The organism is Mesoterricola silvestris (genome assembly GCF_030295405.1).
In the GTDB taxonomy this organism is placed as follows: Bacteria; Acidobacteriota; Holophagae; order Holophagales; family Holophagaceae; genus Mesoterricola; species Mesoterricola silvestris.
In genome coordinates this window covers 3,934,924-3,956,626 of sequence record NZ_AP027080.1, presented here as the reverse complement: position 1 = coordinate 3,956,626, position 21,703 = coordinate 3,934,924, and the positions used below count along the sequence as shown (strand labels likewise).

The following is a 21,703-nucleotide window of genomic DNA, read 5'->3' as shown; positions in this document are numbered from 1 at the left end:
GAATCCGGACCTGCTTCCACGGTTGGGAATCCAGAGCCAGGGTCGAAGTGGCTTGTGGACGAGGTGTAGCTGACGGCGAGGGGCGATCGCAAGGACAGAAAGGTCCGCCGGCGCGTGGCCCTACGTCAAATCGTCCCCGGCCTGTTCTGGCTGGACCCCACGTTGGTGGCGAGCAGGGAATCCTCGTGGCCCATGGCCCCCGGTGCCATGGGCGTTCGTCCCAGGCGGTCCTGGAAGTATCCGGCGAGCGCCTCGTCCTGGATGTAGACGAAGCATCCCTTCATCCCCCGGGACATCAGGATCTTGTAGATATTGCCGACGAAGCGGGTGAGGGTCGCCGGGTCCTCCTTCAGGCCCTTCTTTCCGGTCGAGTCCTTGTAGTCGCTCCAACTGGCCCGGAGATCGCCGCGGTCGGGATCGTACTGGAGGTCCCTGCCCACCAGCACGCCCACGTAGTCGAATTCCAGGCCCTGGCTGGTGTGGACACAGCCGATCTGGCCCTCGCCGTCGGGGTGGATTGCCCAGGAGGTGGAGATGGTGCGGCCGTTCCAGGGCATGGCGAAACCGTGCTCCGGGATCCGGACGTCCTCCACTTCGCCGTTGCCGTTGCCTTCCGAACTCCATTTCCAGGCATAGCCGGCCAGCATCCGGGCTCTTTTCCCTTCCCGGTTCTTCGCCTGGACCCGGGCGAGGACGTCCCCGGGCGTTGGGCAGATTTCGAACGTGAAGGCGTCCGGGTCCCAGCCGTCGAAATTGGCGGTGGGCTGGATGCCCAGGACGTCATCCAGCCACTGGAGGAATCCGTCGGCCCCGGAGCACCGGAACTGGGAGACCAGATTGAATTCGGTCACCTTCGACTGGAATTTGGCCGCGGCCTTGCGGATGGTGTCCACGGTCCCGATGTCGTCCTTGCGGATCCGCTGGTTGTCGTCCACGAAGAACACATTCAGCCGGGAGGCCTTGAGGATGTCCTCCACCTGGCTTTCGCCGAAGTACTGGTAGGCGCCCTTTCCCTTGAGCCGGTGAGCCTCGTCCACGATGAGGGCGTCGAAGGTGTTCTCATTGCACCGGAGGAAGGAGGCGGAACCCAGGAAGAGATTGTCGATGGTGGCCTTGACGCCGCGTTTGCCCTTGCGCACCAGGGACGTCTTGGTGACCTGGCGGAAGGCGGCGTTGGGAGCGACGAACCTGACATTGAGCCCCGACCGGAGCAGATGGCCGAACGCATTCATGGAGATGACGGATTTGCCGGTGCCCGGTCCGCCCTGGACGATGATGGTTCGTTTCTTCGTGCCCTTCTCCAGGACGGCCGCCACGATGTTCTCGTAGGCCACCTTCTGCTCGTCGAGCATGAGGAAGGAGGGGTTCCCTTCGTACAGATTGGCGACCTCGTCCATCAGCCGCTTGCTGGGCCGGAAGGGGCCCGTCTCCAGTTGATCCAGGATGGCGCCCCCGTCGCCGGCGTGGAAATGGTCCGCCAGGAACCCTTCCAGCTTCTCGTGGTCGGTGCCCAGGAAAAGCGGCGCATCGGTCTGGAGGGACCGGTAGCGCTTGTCCAGAAGCGGCTCGTCCCGGGCCGCGGGCTCGTAGTTGTGGAGGTAGGCGCAGGACCGGCCGCGGATCTCGTTCCGGCCGAACCCCTCGTGCAGGTCCTGGAGAAAGCGCAGGTAGGAGTAGGCCTGGTAGCAGGGGTGGGGCGTCTCCACATCCCCCCCGCCCATGCGGGTCCAGACCAGATCGGGATTCCGGGACAGGCGCGCTTCCATCCACTGTTTCAGTTCGATGATGAGGACCTGCTTGTTCTTCTCGCGGTTGAAGCCGGACAGGACCAGGTCCATGCGCTTGAGGGTGGTCGGAATCACGTACTCGATGAGAACGCCGCAGTCCTGGGGGATTTTCGACCGGCGCAGGCGATGGCAGACGAAGTTCATGGAATTCTGCCAGGCCTGGCGCTCCCCCGGTGCGGGTGCGCGGTGCAGGGCGGTGCGGTAGCGCGTTTCGATCATTCCCGTGAGGGCACTGCGTTCGACGGCATCGAGGAATTCCGCCACGCTGCTCTTAAAGACGATCATATTTGTCTTTCCGGCCGTAGGCTTTCTCCACGGGGTACTTCTCGGCGTTCACCGCGAGCTTGGCCCGGGTGATGGCCTCGAGGTCCAGGCCCGTGGCTTCGGCCAGGAGGGCGGCGTAGATCATCACGTCCGCCAGTTCCTCGGCGATCTGCTCCCGGCGCGAGGCGAGGGCCTCGGCGGAGGAGGCCCACTGGAAGCACTCCAGGAGCTCGCTGGCCTCGATGGAGAGGGAGATGGCGAGGTCCTTGGGATTGTGGAACTGCTTCCAGTTCCTGGCGTCGCGGAAACGGAGGATCTCGTCGATCAGGCTCTTTTCCACGGGTGCTCCTCAGGTTGGCTTCGGTTCCGGGGTTCAAGGTAAATTATGCATATCCTGGAAAGGAAGAGAATTGCCGCGGGCGAGAACCCTGGGGTCCGTCGCGTCTCCAAGGGGGGCTCCGGTCCTGAAGGGTGTGGGGGGTTCGGATACTGGATTCGATGATTCCGCCTTCCTGCACTCCACGGGCATGCAAAGGCAGAAGGCCGCCCGTGGGAGGAATTCCGCCAAGGCGCCGGATCGGTCCCGTCATCTCCTGGATGCGATAGCTTTCAGGCGCTGGAAAAGGTCTGGAAGCCGTGTAGGGCTGCCGGGATCCCCAGGGAGATGACCTGCGACGGCGTAGCGGAAGTGAGGGTCATCGAGCAATGCCCCCCTTTTTTTGCGGAGTAGTCTCTCAGGGTGTGGACCTTATCGCCTGGACGGAACCAGTTGGGCGCGTCCTGGAAAAGGATCTTGGGCGGATGTTCCGTGAGCGGAATCCAGAACTGGAGATCGAGTTCACGGGGAACCTCTTCAGTCGCGCCGTGAAAACCGTCACGGGGCTGAGCAAGTTCTACTCCGAGTAGTTGTGACCACCCGGGACAGGTCCAGCCGTCGCCTTCTCAAAAACCTTGCGGCCTGCAGGTGAAAGGTTCTTGAGGCTCTTCCAGATAGCATGGGGAACATGATGGCGTCCCTTGGCTACAGCCATTCCTGCCACAGCAACACCTGCTTGCGACACGAAATACTAGGCATGCCGACCCTTTTGACGAACCCCGCGGATGGCGGCCGCGACTGCTGCCACTACGAATTGGAGGGACCCGTTGGGCTCTCGGCATTGCCGCCGTTGGAGGCCGCCGCTGTCACCTCTACACGATCGAATGGGCGCTGGGCCTCAGGGGCGCCCCGACGCATAGGGCGTGCTGGAGCGCCGCAACGCGGTGCGCAGGCGCGGCCTTTTCCCGGGGTGAGCCGGCCGGCGCCTCTGACGGAGTGGGTCGGCGCAATAGAGCATCAGAGCAACAGCGCGACCATCCTAAGGTCGGGAGAAAATCACCTGCCCTCTTTTCCCAAACAAAATTTGTCTCACATCATCAGGCACAGTGATTTCAGTGGAGAAATCTCCTTCCGGCTCACCTACCCTTAGGTAAACAAGTACGCGGATAGAAGAGCCTTCGCGTTTCTGGACAACCTTCTTAATTCCCATCGAACTGTGCCCACACCCGCCAGTGACCTTCACAACCATCGGCTGTTCTCGCCGAACCTCTACTTTCAGGTCGATTGTGGCGTGCTGTTCCAGCACTGTTCCCAATGACAGAATTGACAATAGAGCCGATTTTGCCCAAACAAGCATGAAACCTCCAGAGATCAAAAGACCGACGATAAGGCTGGTCCAAGGGAGTTCAGAAACGGCGACATCGGCGCCCGATGGGTTCGATTTTGATCGGCAGGTATTTTTGAAAGGCCACCATGAGCGACCCCACCATTCGCAGCAATAATCCCCTCCTTTAGAGACGTCGGATTGCTCACGCCACCTTTGGTGAACTTTAGATCCTCACCAGTTCCGGCCTCCCACGCAGCATGAGCAAAAGTGCTACATGGGTTACCTAGCGACCAGGCATCCCTTCCTTTTTCCTTGGCCGCCTGAACAAGTCCCAAGACCGCTCTCAATTGGTCACCGTTCATCTCTTGGGTTCTAGTTGCTTCACCGGTCGGTGTCATCTTCAATTCAAAGTCTTCTCTCAACCCCAGGTTCCCACCACCAGAGGTGTTTCCCCATGTCCCGTAAGTGTGGTGCTCTCCTTCCGCGGTAGTAATTTCAATATACGAATGGCCGGCAGTGATACCTGCCTCTCCTCTGGTTGAAGAATGGATTGTTATCCATCCCGCCGGTTTCTCCGCTTTCGACGCCTTCCGGTTCTCCTTATTCCTCATGGTCATATCACCGAAACCGGAATCTTCTCTCTTAGTCGGTATCACTGAGGCCTCTTCGGTGACTTCCCGCGGATCTTTGGGCACTTCCTGCAGCCCCGTTGGGTCTGTGCTCATGACCGGATTGTTCTGCACGTAGCTGTTGATGTTCCAGCTCTGGGTGAACTCGAAATGCTGGTCCCTGGCCGGATCGGGGCTCGCGAACCGTCCGTATTGCGGCAGGTAGAACCGCGCCTGCATGTATATCAGCCCCGATGCATCCGTCTGCTCATGTCCCGTGAACCCCTTCGCTGTCCGGAAGGTCCCCGACTGCTCGAGGAGTTCACCGAAGGGCAGGTATTTCTGCCGCGATTCAACCGTCCCCGCGGGGCCCGTGACCACCCGGGGGCTTCCCAGGTGGTCCACCTGGGTGACGTGGAGGCCTGCGGAATCCCGTTCCGCCGTGCCCTGGGTGCCCACGTAGAAGACGTCACGCGTCCATGTCAAGGATCCGCTGGGACTGACCTCCCACTGGCTCACCAGCTGCCGGGCATCATTGTAGAGCTGAATCCGGGATTTCTGGTAGGTCCCCCCGAGATAGTCCTGGATGACGGTGCGCAGGCCGTCGGCACGGTATTGGTACCGCTCCTGGACCCCGCGGGAGGAATGCTCCACCGAGGTCACCCGGCCCAGGGCATCGTAGCCCAGGGTGATCACCTTGCCCGACTCCCCGGGGCGCTCAAAGACCTGGGTGAGGTTTCCCTGGGCATCGTACTGGGCGCCGGTGTAGGCGCCGTTGGCCATCTGAACGGGCAGACGGTTGTGGCCCCACAGCGCGGCATCGTTGGGATCGAAACTCACGTAGGCCGTGGAGGGGCAAACGGTTCCCGGGCTGGTGGTCGCTCCGCTGATCCGGTTCCCGAAGGCGTCGTAGGTGAAGGTCTGGCTCTGCGGGCCGTAACTCGGACTCTGGAGGGTGGCGGAGACGAGGCGATTGAGCGCGTCATAGCCGAACACGTCCGTCTCCAGGGTCCTGAGATCCAGGACCTGGGCCAGGTTCCCGGCGGGATCGTACGCGTAGCCCCAGCGCTCCAGGGCGGCGTTTCCCGCACCGAAGTGCTCCAGGGTCCCCAGCCGCATCTGGTCCGGGCCGTAGGAGAAGTGGCTGGATGCCCCGTTTCCGTAGGCCACGGCCCGGGGAAGCCAGCTCACCGGCTCGAAGCTGGTCGACCAGTCGCTGCTGTCCGCGATGGTCTGGCCTCCGCTCGAGAGGAGCCTGGGGAGGCCGGCGGCTTCGAAATAGCTTTGGGTCCAGTCCGCGTGCCCCGTGGAACCCGAGGTCCGGTTGCCATACGCGTCGTAGCCCAGCGTCTGGGTGAGACTCTGGCCCGCGGCCAGGGTCGTCAAGGTGCTGAGCCGCCCGGTGGTGCCGTCGTACCCGTACGTGGCCTGGATCTGCCCATCCTGGCTCCAGGCGGGCTTGCCTCTGCCGCCGGGCGCCGTGTCATAGGTGAAGCTCTGGTTCACGGTGCCGTCGCTGGAAACGACGGAAAGCACCCGGCCCAGCCCGTCGGGGGTGGCCGTCACGGACCTGCCGTTGTAGTCCGTGACCTGGGGCCGGCCCGCGACCGTGAATCCGGAATAGGTGGTGGTGCCGCTTTCCGGCTGCTCCAGCGAGGTGAGCCAGCCCAGCGCGTTGTAGGTCCAGGACCGGGCCTGGCTGTGGGAACCGCTGGACTGGCTCACGCTGACGAGGCGGTTCGAGGCGTCGTAGCCGTAGGCGGCCACCTGGCCCAGGGCGTCCGTGACCGCCTTCAGGCGGCCCGCGGCGTCATGGAGGAACTGCGTCGTGCGGGTGCCGGCAACGGTCACCACCTTCTTGAATCCGGCCGATGCCGGGTAGGCGGTCACGGTGGTCAGGCCGGCCGGATCGATGGACGTGTCGGCCCTTCCCCGGGAATCGTAGGTGAGCGAAGAACCCCGGTACAGCGCCGCGGTCACGGTGGTCGTGGGCGGGCTGGTCTGCCACTGGAGGCAGGCCCTTTCGCCGGTATCGGGATTGATGGCGCCCCACTTCTTACAGACGGATTCCCCGGGGACCGTCACGGTCGTTTGGCGGGTCAGGTTCGGGAGCATCCACTGGGTCTCGTGGTCGGCTCCGTCCCCGGACAACCAGACCGTTTCACCCGTGGGGCGGCCCGCGCCGTCGTAGCCGTGGATCCGGTGGGACCACCCGCCGTTGGGGTCGAGGCGACGCTCCAGGACGAGTTCTCCGTACCCGTTATAGCGGAGCGCCTGGACCTGGGCGCCGCGGGTGACGGTCAGGCCCCGGTGGGAAACGTCGTCGTAGGCGATCTCCGTGGCCTGCATGCCGGGCGGCGTGATGCGGGTGAGGCGTCCGGCCCCGTCCCACTCGAACGTGGTCGTCCGGTTGTCGGCGTCACGCTGGGCCGTTGGCCGGCCCACTTCGTCCTGGTCCTGGCCCGAGGTCAGGAGGAGGCCGGCGTTGGGCCGGACGCCGATGCTCGACAGATAGCCGTTGCCGTCGTACCCGTAGGCGGCGACGCCCATGCTCCCGCTGAAGGCGAGGCCGTTGGGACTGGAAAGGGTCGCCTTCAGCATTTCGGCGGCGGCAAGGCCCGAGGCTCCCTGGTAATCCAGGGTGGTGACCACGGCAAGGCTCGCCGGGTCCCCCGTGGTCACGGACCTGAGGGTATTCAGGGCACCATCCCGTTCCCGGGCCACCTTGGGTGGAGGATTCGCGGTGCTGCCGTTCTGGGTCGCGTCGGTTCCCCGGGAGGTGGTCTCGGTGGCCACCCGGCCGAGGAGCCACTGGGGGATCCGCGAATCGAGGGTTCGGACCACCAGGTCCTCCGTGCCCGACGCCGCCCCCGGCGAGCTCCAGCCGGCGCCCTGGCTGGCCAGATTCCACACGTCGAACCCGAGGGAGGGGGAGGCGGATAGCGCCGTGGTGCGGTGGACCTGGGTCCACCCCAGGCCGGAGGCCTCCCAGTTCGTCGTCTCCTCCGCGGTGAAGGTCTGGGCATCCTTGTCCCAGGTGCGGGTGCGGGTCGCATAGGGCACCGGGTAGTCCGTCAGCACCCCCCGGGCGTTGCCCGGGGCGTGCACGCTGAGGCGGTCCTTCACCACCCACTTGTAGGCCGAGCTGGCGCCGGGATCGGGGGTCGGCAGGTCCGCCTCCCAACCCACTCCGGCCGCGTAGTAGCGGGTCTCGCGCTCCACGTGCTTGAGGTAGGCCAGGAATTGCATCCCGTTCGCGGGGTCGGGCTCCACGAACCGGTGGACGGCCACCTGCCCGTCGGGGGTCGTGACGGCCGTGTAGAACGCGGTGGAAACCCAGGACTCGGTCAGATCGGTGCCGACGGGCGGCACCGCGGTGAGCCAGTTGAGCTGCGGCACGACCCGGGTGTAGCCGGTGGCGCGTTCCGAGCCGGATATCAGGTCCGCATCCGTCAGGCCCGACACGCCGAAGGCCCAGGAAGGACGCCGCTGGCTGGACGGGGCGATGCCCCAGGCGTTGGGGGAGCTGTTGGCCTGGTAGGTGTACGGCTTCCAGTCAAGGGTGACGATCCGGTTGGGCAGGGTCACGCTCCTCAGGACGGTCGGCGAAACGGTCACGCCATCCCAGGTCGCGCCGGTCCCGGCCACGGCGTACGCGAACTGGACGGATTCGCCCGTATCCGTTTGCTGGACCTTCACGGGCTGGAGGCAGTGGGCGGCCTCGCCCCAGACCACGTTCATTTTCCGCTGGCCGTGGAGCTGCTTCGTGACGGCGCTGTCCGGTTCGCCTCCGGTTTCCAGGGTCAACGCCTCCATGGGTTTCGGGCAGCCCAGATCCAGCAGGAAGCTGGAAACGGGGTGGCTGATGCCTTGGTAGGAGACCCGGACCCGCGTCAGGGCGCCCATGCCATAGGCGCTGGAGACCAGGCTCGGCATGCCCGGCGCCCCCACGGATCCCTCCACGGCGACCTGGATCCGGACCGATGGGTTCGTGCTCCACGTGGCGGTGTAGCCGATCCCATCCGGAGCGTAGGTGAAGTCGACGCGTTCCCCGAAGCGGTTCCGGATGTGGGTGAGGGCATAGTTGGCGCTGAAGAGGGAGGTGCGGGACGTGTTGACGAGGTAGGGACGGAGCTGGGTCCGGAATCGGTGGCTCACATAGGTGAACTCGTAGGCCACATCCCCCTCCACCACCAGGATCCGCCTGGGCCAGCGGCACTGGATGGCATTCGTGTCGATGCTCTCCTGGTAGTGCCAGTCCTGCACGTCCCCGGCGGCGTCCAGGATCCCCAGAATCAAGGCGCCCGTGGATCCCACCTGGATGAAGGGCGCCGCCGGATACCCCACATCGCCGGCGAGGGTCCCCAGGCTTCCGGACACGCCGAATTGCGCGAGGAGCTGCCCGGCCGCGGCGGCCGTCATGGAAGGCGGTACCGTGCCCACGAGGGTCCCGCCTCCGCCGGGAAGCCTGTACGCGCTCTGGGTTTCATCCGTTGAACCCAGCGCCAGATCGAAGGAGCCTGGCGAGAAGCTCGAGGTTCCGTATCCGCGCTGGTAGATCGTGTCCACGGTGGTCGTGTTGTAGTACAGGGTTCCGCGGCTGCTGACCTGGGCCACGTAGGTTTCGAAGATGGAACTGACCGCCACCTGGGGAGCGATCCGGAGGCTCAGGGTCGGCCGGAAGGTGAGTCCGCGCTGCCCAATGCCCGGACCGAACGGGATCTCCATGCTCGCCGCGCCCGAGGCGACGTCCACCTGGACGCCCGCATTCAGGGTGGCCGGTCCTTTCGCCCGATCGAATTTCACTTCGGAAAAGCTGGATTGGAAGGACTGGGCCCGGAGAACCCCGGGCATTCCCACCAGGGCCAGGGTGATGAACAGCAGATTAATGGATGTGCTCAAAAGCCGGTAACACCATTTACGCACAAAACTCCCCCTCGACATTGCGAGTTAATAACTAAATCAATTATGTTTAAGCAATTGTTTATCCAGCATTTATGCCATGGGATCTGGGTTCAATCCGCGGGCATGGGTTGGGTTGGAGACAGGCTACACCCAATCCCGGCCCGAACCGGAAAATTTCCCTGAACGGTCGAAAACGGGGGATGAACGGGTCGAAGCGGAGGTAAGTTCCCGGGCCGGGGGCCGGATTTGGGCCCCGGATAAGGGGGGGCCTCGCTGTTTTGAGTGGGTGACCGGGTAAGGCTGGCCCAACGCCTTCCACAGGTGGCCTTGGGGCTGGGCTTACCGTGGACTGAGATTCACCCGGGTTGAGTGACTGGCCTTGGCGGATTTGATGCAAGCCCTGGTGGGGCAAGTCTTGAGCCCAGAAGCTTCCAACCGTGGCGTTGAAGGTATTCATCCAGGAGCCGTTCGATGGGCATGGGGCGCAGGGCAACCCACGGGCAGCTGGGGATGACGATCCTTCGTGTTCCGCCGGCGGAGGCAGGAACCCAGAACTCGTGCGTGACCCTTTCGCACGGGATGGCGCGGCGCAGGGCAACCTCGTAGCGAAGCTGCTTCTCGAAATCCTGGTTCAGGAGGATGGAGATTTCGCGATCAGGGAGGTCAGGGTCCTGCCGGGTGACAAGTTTGCAATAGACGTGCTTGTACTTGGCATCCACAACGACAACCTTGCTGCGGACGCGGAACGCGGAGCGGCGGCTTGGTTTCGGGATCAGCTTCTTGGGTCCTTCTGAGGCGCAGCGGCGCAGGAGGCGCTTCTTTTTCCCTAGACCGTTGCCGGGCAGAACCCGTTCCGATACCAGAACCGCGTCCGGTTCCAGGGGCTTCCTGGCTCGGAGCTCACGGCAATCCGGGCAGTCCCCACGGCCGGTGACTTTTCTTTTTGTGCCCCTGGCCGGGCAATCCTCGCGATGGCCGGATTCCACCTCCTCGTTGCCCGGATTGACCCATTTCAGGGCGGAGGCAAGTTTGCTCCGGAATCCCTTGTGGATCCAGAAGCTCTCCTCGGACCGCCCGGACCCGTTCCAGCGGTCCATGTGGGCCGGGGCCGGCCAGTCGCATTCCCGTCTATCCATGGCCAGGAGGCTGCCGTAGGTTTCCGGGTGCATCTCCACGTGGTTCATGCAGAGCGCCTCCCACACATGGGCGAAGGAGTCCGTACCCCAGGTGGGTGAATCGGTCCAGGCGTCGCCCTCGTAGAGGTAGCTTTCGATGGCTTCAAAGAAATCGAAATACCGGTCATCCCGGAGGGGCGTCGTCCGGTGGATCTGGTCGAGAAGATGCCGCAACCTGTTGAACCCCTGGGCATCGTCAAGAAAGGGGACGGCGAAATCCGGCCAGCGCTCCCGGAATTCCTCCGCGAGGCTCCTCAGGAAAAGCGGCATCCCCTGGGCAAGATCCTGGTGGCCCGCTCTCAGGAGCTCCTCGACGATGAAGGCATACAGGCATGCGATGTCCGTGATGCCGTGAGTCTTGATCCTGCGTGGTCCGATGCCCTCGGGCAGGTAGATTGCGTTATTGGGCTCATAGATGGCGTGGGCCAGGTGGCGCTCGAACTGGTCCCAGTCCGGATCCCTTACGATTCCCCTGCGCTGCACCAGGCATGGCAGTTCCGGATCATCCGCCAAGGCCAGGAGCTTGGCCAAACCCCCGTCCATGGTTTGTTCCCGGCGGGGAGGAGCTTCACCGTCGACGGTATGGACGGCCCCCGTCCCTTCTGATCCAGGTGATTCGCTGACCGCGATCTTCTGGTTGTTGGACCCTGGGGTCATAAGCTGAAGGACCATGGCGAGCTTGATCTGGCGATGGGCGCAGCCTTCAGCTTCCGTGGAAAGGCCTTCCGGGAAGACGAGTTCATTCCCCTTCCAGCCGACTCTGCCCCAGCCCATGCCGGGCCTGGGGCCTACGATTTTCCAGGGATGCGGATTTTGCTCCGGAGCCGGCATCCGATACCCCTCACATGGTCATGAGTCTATCTAGGATCAACTCGAGGTTGTTGCCTCCCACGAAGTCCCCGAACGTGACGGTCCGGGCCCGGGCCTCATCCGGCAAAAGATCCTTCAAAGGCCTCCGGTCGCGGCTGAAGACGCTGTCCCAGAGGTAATGGAGCAGCTTTCCCTTCAAGGACTTGAGGGAGACCTCGAAGGCGTTTCCTGGCTGGGAGCTGGGTTCCGGCTTGATGAACCAGTAGCCGATCTGCTTGTCATCGATCCCGCGAATGCGATCCGCATTGGCCTTGAGGAACGCGTTGACCTTGCCGACCAGCTCGCACCACGTGTACTCCTTGCCTTCAACCCTGATTCCCGAAAGCCGGGTGGGAGCAACTTCACCAATCCCCACATGCTCCCAGTCCCACCGTCGCTTGAAGGCCGAATCCATGAAGAAGACGGATTCATCGGAGGTGTTCATGGATGCCAGGATGTGCAGGTTCGGCGGTAACGCGATCAACCCGTCGTGGGCCAATTGACGCAGGAGAGCAAAATCTTCCTTCCTCCGCACGGCAATGGGACTGGCCGGGAAGTCTTCCGGCGTGACCTTGGGTTCCCCACCTTCGTGAAGCCGGTTCAGGACTTTCGCGGCATCCTTCCAGGGCTCCTTTGGGAATTCGAGGCCTTCCTCGGACGTGCCCTCCAGCAATGCCTCGAGGAAGTATTCGAAGAACGCCTTCCTGAGAACAGGCGGGAGTTCGATGTGATAGGACGACCACCCCGCCCTGGAAACGACAGGTCCCTCTTCGCGAAGTTCATGAGGAATGTGGCGATCGCCGATCTCGCGATCCAGGAGCTGGAAGGTTTCCCCGAAAATGGCAGCGCAGTTCCCTCGATTGATCTCATCGATGACAAGACAAACTTCACCCGATCCATTCGAGGCATTGGATTGGCCAGAAGCCATCCATGTATACGCCTTCGAGAGGGCCTTCAGGAAAGGGCCCAAGTGGACACGGTAGTCGATCCGGTGCTCATCGGGTTTTGAAGGGTCATTGACGGTGAGGGGCACCAGTTTGCCGAAGAAGTCACCGTAGGTATATTCCGGATGAAACTGGATGGGGAAGGAGGAGGGTTTGTCCGAGGCGATCCGGGCGGCGATGGTCCAGGACTTGCCCGTTCCGGGGGGGCCGAAATAGATGGTCTGCGCAGGCATTGGCTCCGCGGCCAAGGGCAGGGGCGAAGCCTTTTGAACGGAGGGCTGGGACGACAACCTGGAACCCCGGGCAGCGAAGTCCATCCACTCATCCACGAGGCCGAACCATCCGAGGACATCCCCGCGCCGCCCCGCCTCTTCCCAGAACTGGGCCCTCCATTCCTCCAGAAACGGCCGCAGGGCGTTCAGGTCGAAAAGGCGGGCAAGGTTGTTTCGACCTTCCTTGTCGATCTGAACGGCCCATCGCCAGAAAGGCCCGCTCCGGTCCGCTTCCAGGAGGACCTTGAAGCAGCCGATGGGGTCGATTCCGTTGGTGCTCAACAGACTCGCGAAATGGTTTTCCTGCTCACGATGGGATTCGATGGCCCAGTTCCAGAAGCTTTCCTTCCCGGCATCCCGGAGGCTCCCGAGCAGCTCAAGGATGTGCTCCTTTCCCATTTTGGGAACCTGTGCCTGGTCCTCGACGGGGTTGAGCCACTGGAGGCCTACCTCCGCCAGTTCCTGTGCCTCCTCTTCTTTGAAGTGAAGATATTGTTTGGTCCCATTGCATGGAGTCTGGATGAAGCTGATCTGCCAGAGATGGCTTCCATCGATCGCCAGATATTCTTGATTTGCGCGAATCTCGCGGAAGGCCCTGTTCAAGTTGAATTGCAGGTCGCCATGGTCACGAAACGTCAGGCCATGTCCGCCCGGCTTTTCCGTCACTACGCTGTAAGGCTGCAGGTTGAGTACTTCCACGCGGACTCCTTGGGGGCTTGTCGAATACTTGAACGCACTTACAGGAACCGGCACACCTTCCCGCCCATGGAAAGCGTCAGGGAACGGCGTGGCCGGGTCACGATCATGTAGAGCAGGTTCCGGAGTTCTGCCTGTTTGTCCTCGAGTTCGGCACCTTGCAGGTCAGAGAGGAACCACCCTGGGAACAAGTCGTCCTCCATGCCCAGGAGCACGAGGTCCTCGCATTCCAGGCCCTTCATCTGGTGGAAGGTGGTGAGCGGCAGAACCGCACCATCCCGATCAGCCAGGTCCCTTCGTTGGAGGAATCCGGCTTTTGTGCCGAGCTCCCCGAGAACCTTGATGGATTCATCGGCGATCCGCCTGAAGGGGACGGCGATGACCACGTCCCTTCCCCCCTTCCAGCAATCGACTGCGTGCAGAAGGGCTCGTTTGCGCGCCTCCCGCACCTGGGGATGCTGGATGAAATAAACGTGATCCTGCCCGTCGTCCAGCATGGCGTCGGGGCTTGGGGACTCGAACCCCGTATCCGCGGAGGGATCCGCTTCGCCGAGAACCTTTTGCGCGAGCGCCACAATGGCCCTGGGGTTGCGATGGGTGCCCGCCAGGAATCGGGAGCGCGCCGGGGGGAGCTCGATTCCCGCGGCCTTCCAGGTGAAATGGCGGCGATAGATGCGTTGGGCGAAATCGCCCGAGAAGGTCGTGCCGACCCTTGCGATGGAGGCCACGGCCTTCAGCCACGCCAGGTCGAGGTCCTGGACCTCGTCCACAAGCACGAAATCGAAGGAAGCCTTCTGCGGTTGAGGCTTCTGGCTTTGTTCACTGGCCTTGCGGATCAGGCCAAGAATGTCGTGGAGGTCGTGCTTGCCTTTGGCCGAAAGTTCTTTCCGGTACTGCTCGAAAACGGCCCAGACCTTGGCCCGGTCCTCCCGCCCTGGGCCCCCCGATCGGCCACGCCCTCGGCGAGGCGTATCCAGATAGTCCTCAAGAGACTGGATATCCTGGCCGATCAGCCACTCCACCTCATCACTCCATTGGGAAACCGTCCAGGCCTCCAGCCGTGTTCCTTGGATGTTCATGGATGGGCGCTTAAGGATGTTGCCCAGGAAGCGTTCGCGGGTCGTGGAATCCGCCCAGAAGCCCGGTGGGAACTGAACGCCTTCATGGCGTGCCAAGGTTTTCGCCCAGTCGTGGAGCGTCCGGACTTCCAGTCGCCCCTCCGCGACGGCCGCGCCAAGGGTACGCCTGGCCCGCGACGAGAGCGCTTCGTTGAAGGCAAGCACCAGCACGGTGGCCCTCGGGTAGGTCCTCAGCAGCGCCTGGGCCCGTTCCAGCAGGACCGTGGTCTTCCCGCTTCCCGCCTGGCCACGGATGAGCAGTACGCCCTCGGGGTCGAAATCCACAAGCTGGATCTGCGGCAACGCCAATCGAAACGCCATGTACTGCCTCGGTATGTAAAGCAAAGCAACCAAACAGTTTTCAACGGGTGGTGAATCGTAGCATGGGCTTCGGACCTGCCGGTCCGCTACTTCGTCGATACGCACCGGCAAGGTCCCACATCCTTCAGGAGCGTCCCCAGGTCCTCGCCCTCGAGGGACTCCTTGTCCAGAAGCAGTTCCACCAAGCCCTCCCAGGCCTTCCGGTTCGCGCTCAGCACCTCCAACGCGCGGCTATGACCTTCCTCAATCCAGGCGGCCACACGAGCGGTGATCCTGTCGTCCCACCCTTCCCGCGCGGCCAGCGTCACGTTCACCAATCCCACTTCGGGATCCATTCCCCCTTCGAGGACTGCCCGGCGGGTCATCCGAGTGGCCTGGGCCAAGTCACCTTGGCAGCCATCCGTCACCAGGTCCTCGCTCTCCACCAGCATCAGCTCGCCAGCTCGTCCGCCCATGAGGGCGGCCAGTTCGGCACGCAGCCTCGAGCGGCTTCGAAGGGCGCAGGAACCTTCCTGCGGCAGGCTTTCGGTAACTCCGCCGGCTCCGCTCACGCGGGGGACGATATCGATGCGGGTCACGGGGGAATCAGGTAGGAGGGCCGCCCTGACGATGGCGTGGCCGGCCTCGTGGGCGGCGACCAGGCGCTTCACGGCTTCGGTGTGCGGGGCGCTTTCGGACCGGTCGCCCAGGCGTGCCGTCTCCAGGGCCCGCTGGAGGTCCCGCAGGGTGAGGGTGGAGCGGCCCTCCCAGGCGGCGGCCTGGAGCGCTTCCCGGACCAGGCCGTCCAGGGCGGCCTGGCTGAGTCCGAGACTCCGCTTCGCCAGGGCTTCAAGGTCCAGCGGCACCTGGTCCGGAATCCGCTGGAGGCGGGCCCGGAGGAGGGCTTCCCGATCGGCGGCGCCGGGCAGGTCCAGGGCCAGGACCGCATCCAGGCGCCCCGGCCGGAGGAGGGCTTCGTCCAGGAGATCCGGCCTGTTGGTCGCGCCCAGGACGAACACGGGCCTTTCGTTGGGGCGGATCCCATCCATGCAGGTGAGGAGGGTCGTCAGGATCTGCCGCCCTTCCATGGAATGGCCGGCCTGGCTCCGGTTCGGCGCGATGCCGTCCAGCTCGTCGATGAAGACCACGGAAGGCGCGTACTCCGCCGCCAGTGCGAAGACCTCGCGGATCCGGCGGGCGCCTTCGTCCTTCATGGGGCTCGCGAGGTCGGCGGGGCCCAGGGCGAAGAAGGGCACGCCGGCCTTCGCAGCGAAGGCACGGGCGAGGCTGGTCTTGCCGGTGCCGGGAGGGCCCGCGAGGAGGTAGCCCTTGGCCGGCATCGGCTGGAACCCCGCGGCGCCCAGGCGCTCCGCGAGCTTCGACAACCGGGCCTTGGCTTGGCCGTGCCCGATGATGGCTTCGAAGCCCTGTTCAGGGCGTTCCATCATGCGGATGGGGCTGTCCGCGACCCCGTGGCGGAGGAAGCGGGTCTCCTTCGGGCTCGACAGCCGCAGTTCCAGGGTGTGCGGCAGGCCTTCCGTCCTCAGGACCTTCGACTCCAGGACGAAGGAGAGCGACTGATGGGAGCGGACCTGCTCCTTCACGAGCCGTCCGCGGCGCACCTGGTTCAGGAAGGACGCCGCCTCGGCGCGCGGGTCCCGGCCGGGGACCGCCTCCGCCAGGGCGATCCGGGGCCCCTTGAAGGGGAGATCCTGCCCATCCTGCGCCGTCCCCAGGAAGGCCACTCCATCCGGCCGCAGGGTTTCCAGGGCGGTCGCGGCCTCGGCGAGGGACGCCACGGACCGCCAGGTGATCCCGGGCCCGCCAAGTAAGCGCTTGGCGTCAAGGTCCTCGCCGACGACCAGGAGGTTCACGGCGACCGCGTCCGCCTTGCGCCGGAGCCAGTGGGCCGCTTCGGGGGAGACCTGGAACCGGATGTCCGCGAGCTCCGTCCCGGGGCGTTCTTCCGTGGCCCGCACGAGGTCCTGGATGACGCGGTCGGCCAGGTCCACGCCGACAGCCTGCGCCTTGCGGCCGTCCAGGCCCTGGGCGTGCCGCAGCAGGAAGAGCAGGGCGGCGTCCCCGGGCAGGTGGGGGATGGGGAGCTTCGCGGCCTCCAGGGACTGGCTGAAGGCCTTGCGGAACACCGCCAGGAAGCCGTCCTGGGTCAGGGGTTCCATGGCCAGGACCGCGCCCTTGGCGAGCCGGGACACCAGCTCGGGGGAGAGGAGCGGGACGGGGGCGCCGGACTGTCCCGGGGGAAGCCCGACTTCTGACCCCAGGATGTCCAGAAGGGTTTCCCGGTCCAGGGCCCCGCGGGCGGAAGCCAGGCGCGTCCGGCCAAGGTTCGTGGTGAAGAAGAGGATGGCACGGGAGAAGTCCACCTCCTCCTCGTCGTAGTCGTCCCGGCCCTTGCCGCGGTCCAGGACGCCCAGGAGGGCCTGGAGGGTCGCGGAGGAGGCCTTTTCGATCTCGTCGAAGACGACGACGCCCTCGGGGTTGGCCTTCACGAAACCGGTGAGGATGCCCGGACGGGCATCGGTGTAGGACTTGCTGAAGCCCCAGAGCTTTTCCTGGGCCTGGTGGCCGGTGTGCGTGGCCATGTCCAGGATCAGGGGTTCGCCACAGCGGTCTCCCGTCTGGCCCAGGTGCTCCGCGAGGCACCTGGCGGCCAGGGTCTTCCCGGTGCCCTGGGGGCCCATGAGCGTGAAGATGGCGCGCGGGCCCGCGCTCTGGGGCCTGATCTGGGAACTGACGTAGGCCTTCACCAGGGTCTCGATGGCGTGGTCCTGCCCGAACAGCCGGGCCTCGAGGTAGGTCCGGAGGTCCTCGCCGGCTTCACCCGCCCGGCGCAGGCGCCGGGCCAGGGTTTCCGGCGTGCCGTCCCCTTCCTGCCGCGGATTCAGGCGCCGCAGTTCGCGGGCGGAGGGGGCGTCCAGCTTCGCGATCCCGGCGAGCAGGGCCCCGAGATCAAAACCGCGGGCCCGGAGGGCGTGGTCCAGGGGAGGCTGCAGGGCGGGTTCGTAGGGCATGGGGGCTTCGGCGGAGCGGACCCGGTCCACGGCGGTGCGCCAGCGCCGGACCAGGTCCTCCGGCCAGACCACCGCCTCCGGGGGGAGGCCCAGGCCCTCGCGGGTCACGGGAGCGAGGCGGGGGTCCCTGGCAAGGCCGGCGAAGGACGCGAGGACGTCCTCGATGCCGACGGCCTTCCGGCCATGGGCCAGCGCGCAGCGCCGGGCCCCGGCGAAGAGGTCCTTCTGCAGCGAGGTCGCATTCTGAAGGGGCATCTGGTTTCTCCTTAGATGAACTTGGGCAGTTTGGGGGCGCTGAAGGTCCGGGCCTGGCGGACCTTGTCGAGCTCGCGTTCGGCCGCCTCCACCTGCTCCTGCAGGCTCCGCAGGCGGGCCTGCTGGCGCTGGAGCTCCGGAGGGTCGGCTTCCAGGAGCCACGTGTCCCGCCGTCCGGTCCTCGCCAGGGTTTCCAGGAAGGTCAAAGTGGGATCGAAGATCTCCATGGCCAGCCTGATGAGGGAGGGCACCGCCTCCACGCCCAGGGCTTCGGCCGCGAGGTTCACGTGCTCGATCTTGGGGCGGATCTCTCCGTCATCGGGCGCATGGACGAAACGGAGAAGATGGAAGGCCGTCATGGTCTCCGTGAGCGCGAAGGCCTGGTCCGGCTCCGCGAAGAGGTTCCCGGAGGCGAAGGCGGGACCCAGCACCTGGGTGTAGTGCCCATCCGGGTCCAACCGGACTTCCAGCGCCATGAGGTGGCGGCCCGCGTCGTCCAGCCAGTGGTGCGTGGGCCTCGAGACGAGGACGGTCTCGCTTCCTGCCCCGGATTCGGGGCTGAAGCCAAGTTTGGACAGGTGCTTGATCAGATCGCCCGAGGTCAGGGCCATGGTGTCTCCTCACAAAGGGAAAGCGTGATCCGGCGCTGGCGCCCGCCGGCAGGGCGTCCCGGTCCGGAAGCGAAGGGCTCGTCAGGGGAGGAGCTTCGACAGCTTCGCTTCGTACTCGGCGGAGATCCTGCGGGTCTCCGCCTGGAGGTGGATCTCCAGGGGCAGGATGGCCAGGACCGCGGACCGGATCCGCTTCCCCGGCTCCCCGAGGGGGATGGTGGCCCCCTGGTAATTGAAGGTTCCGCGCTCCATCTCCTTGCGGGTGTTGATCCGCCGGCTGTCGTACTCCGCCTCCTGCTCCTGGGCGGTCCGGGCCATCTTCTTGGCGTAGAGGCGGTACTCCCCGATCAGGGCGTCCTCCCTGGCGTCCTTCTGGAACCCGATCAAGGCCTTCTCCATGGCCTCCTCGTTCTCGGCCAGCTTCTTGTCGGAGATGTCCCAGGTGTCCAGGCCCTTGTCCAGGGCGAGCCGGTACTCGTCGGCCTGGGGGAGTGCCTTGAACTGGGTGATGATGGTCCGCTGGGCGGCAAGGACTTCCTGGTCCATGGCGCGCATGAGGGCGGTGGCCTCCTGGGTCCTGGCTTCCGCGCTGCGCCGGCATGCCGTGCCGAGGCTCAGGAGGGGAAGGACGAGGAGGGCGGTGAGGAGGGTCGGGTGGGCTCGCATGGAGTCTCCTGGTAGGATGGGTTGGGTGGTCCCGGCCGATGGGGTGGATCGAACGGGTTTTCGTGGATCGCTCGGCCTTGGTTGGAGGCTTGAATCCATGGTCGACCCCCCCCGCCGAGGGAAAATCCGATCCCTCCCTCAGGGGCGCAACATCAGTACCAATAGCGGCGAGGCGTTGTAACTCATGGCCGGGTGTATCCGGAATGGGCCGAAAAGCGGTAGGGTTCCACCCTTTTCCCGGTAGTGTCCGGGGAGCTGGTAGGATCAAGGCCTCCCCTCCAGGCCGGCCAGCCTCCCCTTTGCCAAGGCGAGGCCAGGCCGATCTGTTTCCCAGAGACGCCCGATGAACGACCTGAACGATTCCCTGGACCACCCCGGCGGCGAGGCGCTTTCGATCCGGGATCAAGCGCTGCCACCGTCCGTGGCCCAGGGGCGGGCCAGGGTCAAGGTCTACGGGGAGGAGAAGGCGAGGCGGGCGGCAGAGCGGGAAGCGTTTGAGACGGCCATCCGGGAGGGAAGGATGCCCCGTATCGGTTACCAGGCCGCCGTCCTGGGGAAGGGGGCCTTCGACTACCGGGATGAGATCAAGAAAGTGGGGGGATCCTACAAGAAACCGACCAAGACCTGGCTCCTGAAACCCGTGGAGGATCCGGCGAGGCGGGAGGAGGCCCAGGGCGTCCTCAACGACCTGGCGCGGAGGGATGTCGACATCACCTGGATCGGGGCGCCCGGGATGTCAACGCACGTCCTTCTCACGCTGCGGGAACAGGCCGTGAAGGTGGCCGGCCAGGAGGGGTCGGAGGCCGGCGCCATCCCGGAGGACCTGCAGAAACTGGCGGGCACCTATGGCCTGGGGCTGGCGCTGGACCTCCAGAACCCGTCCGCGCAAGTCAGCCCCCTGGGCCGCATCCAGGGGCACGCCTGGTACGCCCATCCCATCGGGATTCCTTCTGCGGTTCCCGCAGCCCCAGAGCAGGACCGCAAGGCGGACCCCGCCAAAAGAGAGGAACCCAAGGATGGGACCCCGGAGGATCCGTGGAAGGGGCAGCGCTGGGTCCGGTTGAACATCCCCGCCATGGAGGAGCGGCTCCTGGGCAAAGGCGGGGATTCCGGGCTCCCGCGGCCGAGCGCCGCCCATTTCAAGGTCTTCCTGATCCTCCTGACCCACATGGATGAATGGAATGTGGTCCAGGAGACCCAGCAGGAACTGGCCGGAATCCTCGGCATGAAACCTTCGCGGTTCTCCGAGGCCCTGAAGGAGCTGGAAGCCCTGAAGTGCATCCAGAGGTTCGGAGGCCGCACCAAGGCGGCCCACATCCGCGTGAACCCCGGCATGGTGACCCGCACGACCAGGGTCTGTCACGCCAAGGTCGTTCACGACTGGGACCATGACCGCGCAGGGCTCAAGCGCCGCCTGGGCCTGCCCTGACCCGATCCCTTTCGCACCCCGGATCAAGACCTCCAGTCCGGTGGGCTTCTAGGATCTTCCAACGGCCCTATAGCCGCTTCTCATAGCAAAGGAACCGCCGCCCCGGCCGGAAGCTCAGCCCGATCTCTCCCACCAGCACGTAACCCAGTTTGGGAAACAGCCGCCGGGTCGCCGGGTTCTCGGTATTGGTGTCCAGCCTCAGCGCCTTGATCCCACGCTCCCGGGCCAGGTCCTCCGCCCGGAGCATCAGCGCCTCCGCCACGCCGCGGCCCCGGAACCCGGGATCCACCGCCAGGCGGTGCACCACGATGGCGGGCTCGTCCGGGTCCAGGCCCACGTCGGCGTATTCCGGTTCCTGATCCATGGTGATGGCGGCCACACCGGCGAGGCGACCGTCCTCCTCGGCAACCCAGAGGTTTGCCCGCTGGACGTCCTGGGTGAAGACCTCCGGGTTGGGGTAGGTGTCGTCCCACTGGAGGTTGCCGGCCGCCCGCATCAGGGGCACGACGCGGCGGATCAGGGCCATGACGGGGGCTACGTCCTCAAGCTGGCCTGGGCGCACGAACATCTACGCGTCCACCTGGGAATGCAAGGCGATGCGGTTGCCCTCGCTGTCCAGGATGACGGCGCGGAAGCCGTGGGGGCCGATGCCGTGCAGGGGCTGCAGCACGTGGCCGCCCTTGGCTTCGACGAGGGCCAGGGCCTCGCGGATGCGGCCGTCCACGTTGAAATAGGTGAGCATGCCGGAGGCGCTCACGTCCCCGGGCTGGAGCACGAGGCAGCCGCCGTTGCCCTGGTCGTGCTGGAAGACGCAGAAGGGGGTGGGGCCGGATTCTTCCCGGTGGACGCCGAGGGCGAGCACGTCGCGGTAGAAGCCGGCGGCGCGGTCCAGGTCCTTGACGGGGATGTCGGCCCAGACGATGCAGTTCTTGAGGGTGTTCGGGTCGCTCATGGGGGCCTCGCGGGTTCAAGGTTGGCCGGGCCCAGCCATCTTACCGGATCCGGACGGGGGGGCTTGGCTGAATGCAGGCTGCGTTTGCAGCCGGAGGAGCGTCGCGCCGGCTGCATGATGGCCTCGGATCGACGGTATCGAGGAATTCCAGTTCCTGGCGTCGCGGAAATGGAGGATCTCGTTGATGAGGCTCTTTT

At 65.0% G+C, this 21,703-nt stretch carries 13 protein-coding genes; 1 reads left to right on the top strand and 12 read right to left on the bottom strand.

All coding sequences use genetic code 11. The features are described 5' to 3' along the window. Nucleotides 1–125: 125 nt before the first annotated feature. From R2J76_RS17015 to R2J76_RS16970, 10 genes are all read right to left on the bottom strand, one after another. A complete protein-coding gene (locus tag R2J76_RS17015; protein WP_316412840.1) occupies nt 126–2,072 on the bottom strand; it encodes a DUF2075 domain-containing protein in 1,947 nt (648 codons plus the stop codon). Beyond that, nucleotides 2,059–2,391, bottom strand: coding sequence for a nucleotide pyrophosphohydrolase (locus tag R2J76_RS17010; protein ID WP_316412839.1), 333 nt, complete (start codon nt 2,389–2,391; stop codon nt 2,059–2,061). Before R2J76_RS17010 ends, R2J76_RS17015 begins: the two co-directional genes overlap by 14 nt. A 1,015-nt stretch (nt 2,392–3,406) precedes the next feature. Continuing rightward, on the bottom strand, nt 3,407–3,724 hold the full coding sequence (locus R2J76_RS17005; protein ID WP_316412838.1) for a hypothetical protein: 318 nt from the start codon (nt 3,722–3,724) through the stop codon (nt 3,407–3,409). A gap of 14 nt (nt 3,725–3,738) precedes the next feature. Continuing rightward, on the bottom strand, nt 3,739–9,204 hold the full coding sequence (locus R2J76_RS17000) for an RHS repeat domain-containing protein (protein WP_316412837.1): 5,466 nt from the start codon (nt 9,202–9,204) through the stop codon (nt 3,739–3,741). A gap of 359 nt (nt 9,205–9,563) precedes the next feature. After that, entirely contained in the window at nt 9,564–11,213 is a 1,650-nt protein-coding gene (locus tag R2J76_RS16995) for a hypothetical protein (RefSeq protein ID WP_316412836.1), read from the bottom strand. A gap of 10 nt (nt 11,214–11,223) precedes the next feature. Then, nucleotides 11,224–13,146 carry an AAA family ATPase gene (locus R2J76_RS16990; RefSeq protein ID WP_316412835.1) on the bottom strand — a complete coding sequence of 641 codons (1,923 nt, stop codon included), beginning with the start codon at nt 13,144–13,146 and terminating at the stop codon, nt 11,224–11,226. A 38-nt stretch (nt 13,147–13,184) separates the two neighbouring features. Continuing rightward, a complete protein-coding gene (locus tag R2J76_RS16985) occupies nt 13,185–14,582 on the bottom strand; it encodes a UvrD-helicase domain-containing protein (RefSeq protein ID WP_316412833.1) in 1,398 nt (465 codons plus the stop codon). 86 nt (nt 14,583–14,668) lie between these two features. After that, nucleotides 14,669–17,848: an AAA family ATPase gene (locus R2J76_RS16980; protein WP_316412832.1), complete on the bottom strand. Its 3,180-nt coding sequence runs from the start codon at nt 17,846–17,848 to the stop codon at nt 14,669–14,671. Between the two features lie 11 nt (nt 17,849–17,859). Further along, a complete protein-coding gene (locus R2J76_RS16975; protein ID WP_316412831.1) occupies nt 17,860–18,459 on the bottom strand; it encodes a hypothetical protein in 600 nt (199 codons plus the stop codon). 81 nt (nt 18,460–18,540) lie between these two features. Next, the gene (locus R2J76_RS16970; RefSeq protein ID WP_316412830.1) at nt 18,541–19,125 is read right to left on the bottom strand and encodes a hypothetical protein; all 585 of its coding nucleotides are present in this window, start codon (nt 19,123–19,125) and stop codon (nt 18,541–18,543) included. 343 nt (nt 19,126–19,468) lie between these two features. Here R2J76_RS16970 and R2J76_RS16965 point away from each other — a divergent pair, with 343 nt between their 5' ends. Beyond that, nucleotides 19,469–20,554, top strand: coding sequence for a hypothetical protein (locus R2J76_RS16965; protein ID WP_316412829.1), 1,086 nt, complete (start codon nt 19,469–19,471; stop codon nt 20,552–20,554). A 67-nt stretch (nt 20,555–20,621) separates the two neighbouring features. Here the strand turns inward: R2J76_RS16965 and R2J76_RS16960 are convergent, their stop codons facing one another. Together R2J76_RS16960 and R2J76_RS16955 are read right to left on the bottom strand one after the other, a co-directional pair. Then, nucleotides 20,622–21,122, bottom strand: coding sequence for a GNAT family N-acetyltransferase (locus tag R2J76_RS16960; RefSeq protein WP_316412828.1), 501 nt, complete (start codon nt 21,120–21,122; stop codon nt 20,622–20,624). Continuing rightward, nucleotides 21,123–21,506 (bottom strand): VOC family protein, encoded by a 384-nt coding sequence (locus R2J76_RS16955; RefSeq protein WP_316412827.1) that lies wholly within the window; start codon nt 21,504–21,506, stop codon nt 21,123–21,125. Nucleotides 21,507–21,703: the final 197 nt, after the last annotated feature.